At 67.0% G+C, this 10,739-nt stretch carries 12 protein-coding genes, 2 tRNA genes and 1 pseudogene; 13 read left to right on the top strand and 2 right to left on the bottom strand.

What is annotated here, in order from left to right:
- Both VGD93_RS11730 and VGD93_RS11725 read left to right on the top strand, forming a co-directional pair.
- Window positions 1-211, top strand: a pseudogene (locus VGD93_RS11730) (alpha/beta hydrolase); the annotation flags it as partial.
- Window positions 212-286: 75 nt separating this feature from the next.
- A complete protein-coding gene (locus VGD93_RS11725) occupies window positions 287-1,051 on the top strand; it encodes a hypothetical protein (RefSeq protein ID WP_395012240.1) in 765 nt (254 codons plus the stop codon).
- A gap of 126 nt (window positions 1,052-1,177) precedes the next feature.
- Here the strand turns inward: VGD93_RS11725 and VGD93_RS11720 are convergent, their stop codons facing one another.
- Both VGD93_RS11720 and VGD93_RS11715 read right to left on the bottom strand, forming a co-directional pair.
- On the bottom strand, window positions 1,178-1,855 hold the full coding sequence (locus VGD93_RS11720; protein ID WP_395012238.1) for a hypothetical protein: 678 nt from the start codon (window positions 1,853-1,855) through the stop codon (window positions 1,178-1,180).
- 246 nt (window positions 1,856-2,101) lie between these two features.
- Window positions 2,102-2,176 (bottom strand) — tRNA-Thr (locus VGD93_RS11715).
- Between the two features lie 379 nt (window positions 2,177-2,555).
- Here VGD93_RS11715 and murA point away from each other — a divergent pair.
- From murA to VGD93_RS11660, 11 genes are all read left to right on the top strand, one after another.
- Window positions 2,556-3,842, top strand: a complete 1,287-nt coding sequence (murA, locus tag VGD93_RS11710) for a UDP-N-acetylglucosamine 1-carboxyvinyltransferase (protein ID WP_395012236.1) — start codon at window positions 2,556-2,558, stop codon at window positions 3,840-3,842.
- A 136-nt stretch (window positions 3,843-3,978) separates the two neighbouring features.
- On the top strand, window positions 3,979-4,410 hold the full coding sequence (locus tag VGD93_RS11705; RefSeq protein WP_395012234.1) for a DUF2948 family protein: 432 nt from the start codon (window positions 3,979-3,981) through the stop codon (window positions 4,408-4,410).
- Complete coding sequence (gene hisD / locus VGD93_RS11700) at window positions 4,410-5,702, top strand: histidinol dehydrogenase (RefSeq protein WP_395012232.1); 1,293 nt, start codon at window positions 4,410-4,412, stop codon at window positions 5,700-5,702. The genes VGD93_RS11705 and hisD overlap by 1 nt, the downstream gene beginning before the upstream one ends.
- A 5-nt stretch (window positions 5,703-5,707) precedes the next feature.
- Window positions 5,708-6,679, top strand: coding sequence for a UPF0262 family protein (locus tag VGD93_RS11695; RefSeq protein ID WP_395012230.1), 972 nt, complete (start codon window positions 5,708-5,710; stop codon window positions 6,677-6,679).
- Between the two features lie 124 nt (window positions 6,680-6,803).
- Entirely contained in the window at window positions 6,804-7,022 is a 219-nt protein-coding gene (infA, locus tag VGD93_RS11690) for a translation initiation factor IF-1 (protein ID WP_395012228.1), read from the top strand.
- 19 nt (window positions 7,023-7,041) lie between these two features.
- A complete protein-coding gene (locus VGD93_RS11685) occupies window positions 7,042-7,680 on the top strand; it encodes a Maf-like protein (protein ID WP_395012227.1) in 639 nt (212 codons plus the stop codon).
- Window positions 7,681-7,685: 5 nt separating this feature from the next.
- The gene (gene yacG / locus VGD93_RS11680; protein ID WP_395012225.1) at window positions 7,686-7,904 is read left to right on the top strand and encodes a DNA gyrase inhibitor YacG; all 219 of its coding nucleotides are present in this window, start codon (window positions 7,686-7,688) and stop codon (window positions 7,902-7,904) included.
- Between the two features lie 164 nt (window positions 7,905-8,068).
- A tRNA-Phe gene (locus VGD93_RS11675) sits at window positions 8,069-8,144 on the top strand.
- A gap of 350 nt (window positions 8,145-8,494) precedes the next feature.
- Window positions 8,495-9,100, top strand: coding sequence for a BRCT domain-containing protein (locus tag VGD93_RS11670; RefSeq protein WP_395012223.1), 606 nt, complete (start codon window positions 8,495-8,497; stop codon window positions 9,098-9,100).
- Window positions 9,101-9,136: 36 nt separating this feature from the next.
- A complete protein-coding gene (locus VGD93_RS11665) occupies window positions 9,137-9,676 on the top strand; it encodes a hypothetical protein (RefSeq protein WP_395012221.1) in 540 nt (179 codons plus the stop codon).
- Window positions 9,677-9,803: 127 nt separating this feature from the next.
- Window positions 9,804-10,739 carry an IS481 family transposase gene (locus VGD93_RS11660; protein WP_395012219.1) on the top strand — a complete coding sequence of 312 codons (936 nt, stop codon included), beginning with the start codon at window positions 9,804-9,806 and terminating at the stop codon, window positions 10,737-10,739.

The raw sequence follows: 10,739 nt of genomic DNA, 5'->3' as shown, positions 1-10,739 counted from the left end.
GGCGCCCACCCTGCTGATCGTGGGCGGCGAGGACCCTGTGGTGGCTGACCTCAACCGCGCCGCGCTGGCGCGGTTGCCCGGGCGCAAGTCGCTGGTCATCGTCCCCGGCGCGACGCATCTGTTCGAGGAGCCCGGCACGCTCGACCAGGTCGTCGCCCTGGCGCGCGCCTGGTTCCTCGATTTCCTGCCGGCGCCCGCGGTGCGCCGTTAACACTACTGCTTGTGTGCGGCTTGTCGGTATTTCATCCCGGCCGCTACAACAAGAGGGGCAGTGGGGGAGCGGGGCATGCAGCGTCTGGAAGTGGGGCCGGGGCACGCGGGTGCGGACCGGCCGGTGCGGATCGACCTGGTACGGCTGGGGCGCGCCATCGTCATCGCCACTGCCGTCGTCTGGGGGCTGGGCCTTCTCCGCGAAATTATCGTCGGGGCCGTGGGGACCGAGACCATCGTCGAGGACCTGCGGCAGCTCTGGCTCGACGTCGAGCATTCCCTGCCTGCCTGGTACTCATCGGTGCTGATGCTCGCCATCGCCGCGATGCTGGCGCTGATCGCCGGCCTGCGTCGGCGCGAGGGAAACCGGGATGCCCCGCGCTGGTCGCTGCTGGCGCTGATCTTCCTTGCCATGGCGGTCGACGAAGCGGTCAGCTTCCACGAGGTGCTGATCGACCCCGTCCGCACGCTCGCCGGCGCCGGCGGGCTCTTCCATTTTGCCTGGGTGATCCCGGGCGCGCTCGGCGTCCTCGCCCTCGGCCTCTATTTCCTGCCCTTCCTGTTGCGGTTGCCGCGGCGCACGGGCTGGCTCTTCGCCGCCGCGGGCCTCGTCTATGTCGGGGGCGCGCTGGGCATGGAAATGGTCGGCGGCGCCATGGCCGAAGCTTTCGGTACCGCCTCGCTGGCCTACATCGCCGCCTTCGTCGTCGAGGAGGGGCTCGAACTCGCCGGCCTTACCGCCTTCCTGTTGGCGCTGTTCGGCTGCATTGGCGCGCGGGACGCGGGGGTGGTGACGCTGGCCCTCGTGGGCCGCGAGGGGGCGCCGGCCAAGGTTGCCTGATTTTGCCCACCCCGGCGCTACTGCACCGAGGTGCGAAGTGGCCTTCGCCGGCAGGGCCTAATGGGCACAGGATGCTCATAGCCTCTGTCGAGCGAGCACGACGGAGGGTGCGGTGGGCCGCCTAATCTATCGTCTCTTTCCAAGACTGGGAAGCCCGCCACTGACAGTTGGCGAGCCTCGCCTTGCCATTCCTGGAGCTGAGGCAATCTTCGGGGGTGCATGCTTCAATCGTGCGTCTGAAATCTGGCGCGACCGTTCTGCCGAGACTAACGTTTTCAGTTCTTGATCAAAGGTGTTTCTGGCCACAGCCGCTCCAACTCGCTTTCCGTCCTTCCATAGTTGGCCTCCATCGATGAGCGACTTTAGCCTGGCAACAACTCGCCGTGCGTACAGCTCCACGTCGACGGTGACGATTGTCGGTTCTTTGCTCCCCCTGAACTCGAACCAACGCGTCCTGCGCGCGGCCTCCAGCGCCATGGTCTTCGATTTGTTCTTTATCCAAAGGGCACGGAAGCTCGCTGCTGCAAGCTTTCGCCCAACTAGGTCATTTGGATTGTAGTCAAGAAAGGAGTGGGCAACCACATATTCCCGCCACCGTCTCGCGAGCGTCGGCCTCAGCTCGCGTGTCCCTCGCCATATCGGTTCAAGCACCATGAAATCGCCGTGCTTGGCCATGTGCTCAAGTGCGGCGACCGTCCACTTCTGCAGGTTGGATTTGTCGCGGATCACCAGATCAGCGCTGGCTTGCCGCAGTACTTCCTGCCCAATCCGATTCAGTGGTGTAGGGACGACATTTTTGCCCACGAATACAGCCCTTTCAGCGCTGTACGGCGCACCCTAGTCTTCATGACCAACTTTGCACGGAAGCTGACCGCAGCACAATCGTGCCCTCCCGCCAGCCGAGCATGGGGAGCCGTGGGCATGAGACCTCCTTCACTCACAGGGGGCCGACTATGACCCCCACGCTCATTACTCGTCAGGCAGCCACAACAAGCGGGACAGGGTCCAGCGGATACGGAGCGTCCGTAACGTCCTCGATCTGATGCTAAATGGTGCTGCCGGACAGGATTGAACTGTCGGCCTCCCCCTTACCAAGGGGGTGCTCTACCACTGAGCTACGGCAGCCAAGCGCCGCCCCGGAACGGCCCGCGGCGGCGACGGGCGGTTAGTGCCATAGGGTCCGGCTCGACGCAAGGCCAAAAAACGCCTAGGACTGCGAGGTCCGGACCGGCCCGGGAATGGTCAGCGCTTTCATGTCGAAATCCGAAGCCGCCAAGGCACGCGAGCAAAGATTGGCCGCAAAGCTTCGCGAGAACCTCAAGCGCCGCAAGGGGCAGGCGCGGGCGCGACGGCAGGGCGAGACCGGCCTGGCGCAGGCGCCGGCATCGCCGCGGGGCGAGACGGAAAAGTGAACGCGGGCGGAAGCCTGCCTGCCTTGTCGGCACTGCACGACTTGGGTTACCACGCCTCAAACAGGGCCGGCGCGGCCCGGTCGGGATAGAACATGGATCGCATTCGTTTGGTCGGCGGCAACCAGCTTCATGGCGAGATCCCGATCTCGGGCGCCAAGAACGCGGCGCTGCCGCTGATGATCGCCTCGCTGCTCACGCGCGAGCCGCTGACGCTCGAGAACGTGCCGCGGCTGGCCGACGTCAAGCAGCTCGAGCGCATTCTCGAGAATCACGGGGTCGACATCGCCGTGCACGGCCGCCGTGCCACCGACCAGGTGGACGGCCAGCGCATGACCTTCGAGGCCGCCGAGATCGTCGATACCACCGCGCCCTACGAGCTGGTCTCCACCATGCGGGCCAGCTTCTGGGTGATCGGCCCGCTGCTCGCGCGCGCCCATGAGGCGCGCGTGTCGCTGCCGGGCGGCTGCGCCATCGGCACGCGGCCCGTCGACTTGTTCCTCTACGGGCTCAAGGAACTGGGGGCCGAGATCGACATCGACGAGGGCTACGTCGTCGCCCGCGCCCCCGCCGGCGGCCTGCGCGGCGGCCGCGTCGTCTTTCCCAAGGTCACGGTCGGAGCCACGCACGTCATCATGATGGCGGCGACGCTGGCCCGCGGCACCACCGTGATCGAGAACGCGGCGATGGAGCCAGAGGTCACCGACGTCGCCGAATGCCTCGTCGCCATGGGCGCGAGGATCGACGGCATCGGCACGCGCACGCTCACCATCGAGGGCGTCGACGAACTGCACGGGGCGACGCACGCGGTGCTGCCCGACCGCATCGAGACCGGCACCTATGCCATGGCCGCCGCCATGGCCGGCGGCAACGTGCTGCTGCGCAACGCCCGGCCCGCTCATCTCGAGGCCGCGCTCGCCGCGCTCGGGCAGGCGGGCGTGCACGTGGCCGAGGAGGCCGGCGGCCTCAGGATCATGCGCAACGGCAACGGCCTGCAGGCCGTCGACGTCGAGACGCAGCCGTTCCCGGGCTTTCCCACCGACCTGCAGGCGCAGTTCATGGCGCTGATGACCATGTCCGACGGGGTGGCGCAGATCCGCGAGACCATCTTCGAGAACCGCTACATGCACGTGGCCGAGCTTGCCCGTTTCGGCGCCGACATCCGGGTCGAAGGGCAGGTGGCAACGGTAACCGGCGTCCCCGAACTGCGCGGGGCGCAGGTGATGGCGACGGACCTCCGCGCCTCGGTGTCGCTGGTCATCGCCGGCCTGGCGGCGCGCGGCGAGACCATGGTCAACCGCATCTACCACCTCGACCGCGGCTTCGAGCGCCTGGAGGAGAAGCTCTCCGGCTGCGGCGCCGAGATCGAGCGCGTGGTCTAGCGGCCGATGCGGGTGGGGCCCGGCAGCGCCCCGGGGCGGGGGCAGACTGCCATTGCCGCGGGTCCCGCAAGCTTGTAGACGAGGGGGCGAGCGCCCATCTATCGGGCAGAATTCGTCCCAGGGAACCGCATTGCCCATGACCGACCTCAAGCTGTTGGCGCTCGACAGTGAAGATCTGGACGTCATCTCCGCCACCACCCAGGATGCCATCGTGCGCGTGCCCGACATGGGCTTCGCCCGCGGCGACCGGCGATTTGCCCTGCTCATGAACCGCTACGCCTGGGAGCAGGGGGCGGAAGGCCGCAACAAGGGCCAGCGCAAGCGCGCCGCGCTGCATTTCGAGCGCGTCACGGCCGCCAAGGTCGCCGGTATCGACACCAATGCCCGCGACGGCGTGCTGGAACTGCTCGATATCCGCTTCGCACCGGGCGACGCGCCGGCCGGGGTGGTGGAGCTGCGCTTTGCCGGCGGCGGCACGATCCGCCTCGATGTCGAGTGCCTCGAGGCGCGGCTGCAGGATCTGGGGGCGGCGTGGTCGGCCCGGGCCCGGCCGGAGCACGCCGTCTGATGCCCGTCCGCCTCGACAGCCGCCACCCCGCTTTCGCGCGCGATTTCGATGCCCTGCTGGGCTCTAAGCGCGAGGCCTCCGACGAGGTCGGCGCGGCGGTGGCCAACATCCTTGCCGACGTCCGCGCCCGCGGCGACGCGGCGCTGCTCGAATATACCGAGCGCTTCGACCGGCTGCGCCTCGCCCCTGAGACGCTGCGCTTCTCCGCCGACGAGATCGCCGCTGCCGCGGGCCGCGTCGGGGGCGAACTGCGCAGTGCGCTCGAGACCGCGCATGCGCGCATCCGCGCCCATCACGAGCAGCAGAAGCCGCGCAACCACGTCTACGAGGACGCGCTCGGCGTCACCCTGGGGACGCTGTGGACCCCGGTCGAGGCGGTGGGCCTCTACGTGCCGGGCGGGCTTGCCGCCTATCCCTCCTCGGTGCTGATGAACGCCGTGCCGGCCCGGGTGGCCGGGGTCGAGCGCATCGCCATGACGGTGCCGACGCCCGACGGCGAGGTCAACGACGCCGTGCTGGCGGCCGCCCACATCGCCGGCATCACCGAGATCTACCGCGTCGGCGGCGCCCAGGCCATCGGCGCGCTGGCCTACGGCACGGCGACCATCCCCCCCGTGGCCAAGATCGTCGGGCCGGGCAACGCCTTCGTCGCCGCCGCCAAGCGCCTGGTCTTCGGGGTCGTGGGCATCGACATGATCGCCGGCCCGTCCGAAGTGCTGATCATCGCCGATGCCTCGGCCAATCCCGCCTGGGTCGCGGCCGACCTTTTGGCCCAGGCCGAGCACGGCGGCGGCGCCCAGTCGATCCTCGTCACCACCGATCCGGCGCTGGCCGAGGCCACCGAAGCGGAGGTGCGGCGCCAGGTGGCGCTGCTGCCGCGCGCCCAGATCGCCGGCGAGGGCTGGGACGAGTTCGGTGCCATCATCACCGTCGCCTCGCTGGACGAGGCGGTGGTGCTGGCCAACCGCATCGCGTCCGAACACGTCGAGCTGGCGCTGGACGAGCCGCGGGCGCTGCTGCCGTGGATCCGCAATGCCGGCGCCATCTTCCTCGGCCATCACACGCCGGAGGCGATCGGCGACTATGTCGGGGGCACCAACCACGTGCTGCCGACGGCCCGCTCGGCCCGCTTCGCCTCCGGGCTCGGCGTGCTCGATTTCATGAAGCGCACCAGCGTGCTGGGCTGCGATCCGTCCTCGCTCGCCAAGCTCGCCCCGGCGGCCGAGGCGCTGGCGGCGGCCGAAGGGCTCGACGCGCACGGGCGCTCCGTCGCCATCCGGCTCAACCGGTAGCGCCCTTGCGCAAGCCCAGGGACTTCGGCGAGACCGACCGCATCGTCGCCGTCACCCTCGATCCCAACACCATCACCTCGATCGACCCCGACGAGGTGCATGAGTGGCGGATTGCCATCTACGACCTGGTCGAGGAGAACCGCTTCGCGCCGGCGCGGGTCAAGGCGCACGGCCCCTATGCGCTGCACGTGTCGATCGTGGGCAACTATATCGTGCTCGACGTGCGCCACCCCGAGACCTACGAGCCGATCGCCGCCCACTATCTGTCGCTGACCCCGTTCCGGCGCCTGATCCGCGATTACTTCCGCATCCGCGACAGCTACTACGAAGCCATCAAGGTGTCCTCGCCGTTCCAGATCGAGGCGGTGGACATGGCGCGGCGCGGCATGCACAACGAGGCCGCCGAACTGCTGCGCACCCGGCTCGACAACAAGCTGGAGATGGACCTCAACACCGCGCGGCGCCTGTTCACGCTGATCTGCGCCGTGCAGCCCTATGCCCGCCGCATCGACGAGCGTGCCTCCAGCCTGCCGGCCGTGCTGTTCGTGTGCTCGATGAATTCGGTGCGCTCGCCCATCGCCGCGGCGCTGGCGCGGCGGCTGTTTCCCGGCCGGCTGATCGCGCGCTCGGCGGGGGTGCGCTCGGGCAAGGCCGACGCCTTCGTGCACGAGGTGATGGAAGAGATCGGCATCGACATGTCGGTGCATACGCCGCACACCATGGACGAACTGGTCGCCACCCATTTCGACCTCGTCGTCACGCTCTCGCCCGATGCCGCCGCGGCGGTGGCGCAGCGCGGCCTCGACGCCCGCGCCATCGAGCATTGGCCGATGCCCGATCCCACCAGCGTCGAAGGCAACCGCGAGGCGGTGCTCAGCGCCTATCGCGGGCTGCGCGACACGCTGCAGCAGCGCGTGCGCGAGCGCCTCGAGCCGCTCGTCGCCGCCCCGGCCCCGTCGCCGGCGGCCGGGCGCTGATGCGGGCCGCCGCCGACATCACGGGTGGTTCACAAACTCCGCTACATCCAGTATAGCTTGCGCCCAAATTCGACCCCGACATCGTTGCGGACGGGCGGGCGCGGGGTCCCTTTCAGGAGAAAGTATGGCTAAGGAAGAAGTGCTCGAGTTTCCGGGCGTGGTGACGGAATTGCTGCCCAACGCGACCTTCAGGGTCAAGCTCGAGAACGATCACGAGATCATTGCCCACACCGCCGGCCGCCTGCGCAAGAACCGCATTCGCGTGCTCGCCGGCGACAAGGTGCTGTGCGAGATGACGCCCTACGATCTGACCAAGGGCCGGATCACCTACCGCTTCAGATAGCACCGGCAAGGGGAATGCCATGGCCACCCGCCCGGAACTGATTCTGGCGTCCGCCTCGCCGCGCCGGCTGGCGCTGCTCAACCAGATCGGCATCGAGCCGGAACACCTCATCCCCGCCCAGATCGACGAAACCCCCGAAAAGGGCGAACTGCCGCGCAAGCTGGCGCAGCGTCTGGCCGACCAGAAGGCGCTCGCGGCCCAGCACAAGGCGCGCATCGCCGGCATCTCCGGCAACGCCATCGTGCTCTCCGCCGACACCGTGGTGGCGGTCGGCCGCCGCATCCTGCCCAAGGCCGAGACCATGGAGGAGGCGGCCGAGTGCCTGCGGCTGCTGTCGGGCCGCTCGCACCGCGTCTATACCGCCGTCTGCCTGCTCACCGCCTCGGGCTCGCTGCGCCGCCGCCTGGTCGAGACGCGCCTCCGCTTCAAGCGGCTGTCGGCGCGCGAGATCGAATCCTACCTGGCCAGTGCCGAGTGGCGCGACAAGGCAGGGGGCTATGCCATCCAGGGCATCGCCGGGGCCTTCGTGGTCAAGCTCAGCGGCTCCTACACCGCCGTCGTCGGCCTGCCGCTCAACGAGACCGCCGGCCTCCTCGCCGGCGTCGGCTATCCGGTGCATTTCAACTGGCTCAACCAGTCGATGCTGTCGAGCGTTTAGGCGCCATGGCCGACAACATCGTCAAGCTCAGACCCACCCGCCCCTGTCCGATCTGCGGCAAGCCCTCGAGCCAGCAGTTCCACCCGTTCTGCTCGGCCCGCTGCGCCGATATCGACCTCAACCGCTGGCTCTCCGGGGCCTACGTCATCCCGGCGCGGGACGACGAGGAGGCCGGCGCGGACACGCCTCCGGAGGTCGAGGGCGACGGCGGCGACGCCGGTTAGCCCCGCCCCTCGAAGGGGACGCGCGCCGATCTGCGCCCGGCGTGCGGGGCGCCTGCGACGGGCCCGCCGCGCCTGTGCAACGGCGGCGCTTTGGTGCTTGCGCGAACCACGAGCAGCCCCTATAAACCCCGAGCCTTACGGCGCGCCCCGCGCCCGCCGCAGGGGCCCAGGTAGCTCAGTTGGTAGAGCAGCGGATTGAAAATCCGCGTGTCGCTGGTTCGATTCCGGCCCTGGGCACCATCAATTTCCCCGGCGCTTATAGGCTACGCGTCTTGGGTGTTAGGGGCGACTACCTACCTGTCTTGACTATTGCGGATCACGCTTCGGCTACATACAAGCTGCCTTGTATGCATTTCGCTATAGCCAAGCCGGTCTAACGCGCTACCGCTATGAGCATATTCGAGCAGGTCAATGGCTGCGTGAAGTGCCGGCTTGATGCGAGCGCCCTCTAGCCACGTCGATCTGGCGCTGAGTTCCCCAGCATTTCCGTGCTCTTCTGCTCAGCCTCGGCAACTCCGTGCGCGGCGGGCTATCTTTTCCGACTCGGTCATCCGTGGTTCTCTCTTCCTGCCTTTCAGAGGGGGACTGAAATGGACCAAGAACTGCTCAACCTGTTTGGTCACGCGCGCATATCTGATCGCCAGCTGGATGAGCTTATTGGATTGGCCAAAGGCCTTACCGCTGACGGCTTGGTAAACCAGAGTGAGGCAGAGTTTCTTCAGGCCTGGCTTGCCGCAAATGTTGCCGTCAGCGGGGACAAGACGCTGGGGCTGCTATATCGGCGGGTTGCCGAAATGCTCTCCGATGGGGTTCTCGACGCGGATGAGCAGAACGACTTACTCGACACCTTGTCCTTCTTCAGCTCTGACCGCATCGAGGTTGGAGAAATCCAGAAGCCCAGTTCGCTGCCCTACACAAGGCCCGCGCCAGCTTTGACCTTCCCAGACGTTCGGTTCTGCTTCACGGGGACGTTTGAGTTTGGCTCGCGACGGGACTGTGAGGCCGCCGTTGCCGATCGTGGCGGGGTAGCCGGATCGCTCACCGCGGAGACGCACTTTCTTGTCGTGGGCTCCTACGCCACCGAGTCCTGGAAGCACTCGTCGTTCGGCAACAAGATATCCAAGGCAGTCGACATGCAGCTCAAGGGCCTGCCGATCGCTATCGTCGCCGAGAACCACTGGGCATCGTACCTATAAACGTAGTTCGTATTGTACACTGTGGAGGAATAGGTTTTGAAATTTCAACCAATCGGACCCCTGGAGCTCCCTCGGGACGACAAAAATCTGCTAAACTTTGATGAATATGGGCGCAAGACGATGTGGGACGACTTCGAGGCAGAGGTTGGAGCTCCTCGACTTCGAGACGCATGCGGATGCTACGTCTTTGCCATTCGTGCATCAAAGGGCATGCGCCCTTGGTATATTGGCAAGGCGGAGAGACAAGCCTTCAAGAACGAGTGCTTCACCGCGCACAAGCTCGAACATTACAACAGGGTGTTGGCGGCGTCTGAACGCGGCACGCCGCTATTGTTCTTCTATGCTCGGAAGACGCCGACACGGGATGTCTGGTCCAAACCGAGCCGTACGGGCTATCGCGATGTTGACCTTCTCGAGGACCTGCTGATCGGAGCTGCCCTCCGAAAGAACCGAGAGCTCCTGAACGTCCAAAAAACTGATCTCCTCATGAACATGGAGGTGCCAGGCTTCTTGAACAGTCGCCGCGGCAAACTGAGTACCGCCGCCAATGACCTGAAGCGCCTCTTTGCCTACTGACTCTCACCGGGCAGCCTCAGTCATTCTCGCCACTGCGCAGCTGTCGCTGCTATGAAGGTTGTTCATCCGAGGAAGGGCTGAGAAGCTGGGGTTGCGATCCAACCAACCCTGAGCCGGAGTTCCTCGGATGAACGTGCACAAGAATGCGCGCCTGACGCCTTCAGGTCGACTGGTTTTGGTGAGCCGGGTGCGGAACGGCTGGACGGTGCTCCGGGCGAGCGCGGCGGCGGGCGTGTCGCGGCGCACGGCCTATCGCTGGCTGCGCCGCTATCTTGGCGGCGACCGGGAGCTTTGCGACCGTAGTTCGGCCCCCCGTCGTTGCCCGCATCGGGTGCCCGAGGAACTGGTGCGGGAGGTCGAGCGGATGCGTCGGCAGCGCCTGAGCGGGCCGGCCATTGCGAGCCGGCTGGGGATGGCAACCTCGACGGTGGGGTTGATCCTGCGCCGGCTTGGTCTCAACCGGCTGAGCAGGCTTGAGCCGAAGCCACCGGTGGTGCGCTACGAACGCGAGCGGCCCGGCGAGATGATCCACATCGACATCAAGAAGCTGGGCCGGTTCGAGGGCGTGGGGCACCGCATCACCGGTGACCGGCAGGCCGGCCGCTCGCGCCGCGTCGGCTGGGACTTCCTGCACGTGGCCATCGATGATGCCTCGCGGCTGGCCTACACCGAAATCCTGCCATCCGAAGGCCAACTCGATGCCACCGGCTTCCTCGAACGGGCGCTCGGATGGTTCGGCCGGCTCGGCATCAGGGTCGAGCGGGTGATGACCGACAACGGCTCGGCTTTTCGCTCCAAGCGCTTCGCCAAGGCGCTCGCTGCCGCCGGCATCGCCCACAAGCGCACCAGGCCTTATACCCCCAGAACCAACGGCAAGGCCGAGCGCTTCATCCAGACCTCGCTCAGGGAGTGGGCCTATGCCAGACCCTATCTCTCCTCAGCCCAGCGCACCCAGGCCGTCGGACCCTGGACCGATGCCTACAACCTCGCCAGACCCCACTCCGCTATCGGTGGCATCAGCCCATGGCAAAGAGTGAACAACCTCCTTGGTAATGACAACTAG

Origin of the sequence: Devosia sp. (genome assembly GCF_036406155.1) — a bacterium.
Taxonomy (GTDB): domain Bacteria; phylum Pseudomonadota; class Alphaproteobacteria; order Rhizobiales; family Devosiaceae; genus Devosia_A.
This window is presented reverse-complemented; position numbering and strand designations above follow the sequence as displayed.

Excerpts from the sequence above, each read along its gene's own strand:
- VGD93_RS11725 (WP_395012240.1), top strand. The coding sequence starts at position 287 with ATGCAGCGTCTGGAAGTGGGGCCGGGGCACGCGGGTGCGGACCGGCCG.
- murA (WP_395012236.1), top strand. The coding sequence starts at position 2,556 with ATGGATCGCATTCGTTTGGTCGGCGGCAACCAGCTTCATGGCGAGATC.
- VGD93_RS11705 (WP_395012234.1), top strand. The coding sequence starts at position 3,979 with ATGACCGACCTCAAGCTGTTGGCGCTCGACAGTGAAGATCTGGACGTC.
- hisD (WP_395012232.1), top strand. The coding sequence starts at position 4,410 with ATGCCCGTCCGCCTCGACAGCCGCCACCCCGCTTTCGCGCGCGATTTC.
- infA (WP_395012228.1), top strand. The coding sequence starts at position 6,804 with ATGGCTAAGGAAGAAGTGCTCGAGTTTCCGGGCGTGGTGACGGAATTG.
- VGD93_RS11685 (WP_395012227.1), top strand. The coding sequence starts at position 7,042 with ATGGCCACCCGCCCGGAACTGATTCTGGCGTCCGCCTCGCCGCGCCGG.
- yacG (WP_395012225.1), top strand. The coding sequence starts at position 7,686 with ATGGCCGACAACATCGTCAAGCTCAGACCCACCCGCCCCTGTCCGATC.
- VGD93_RS11670 (WP_395012223.1), top strand. The coding sequence starts at position 8,495 with ATGGACCAAGAACTGCTCAACCTGTTTGGTCACGCGCGCATATCTGAT.
- VGD93_RS11660 (WP_395012219.1), top strand. The coding sequence starts at position 9,804 with ATGAACGTGCACAAGAATGCGCGCCTGACGCCTTCAGGTCGACTGGTT.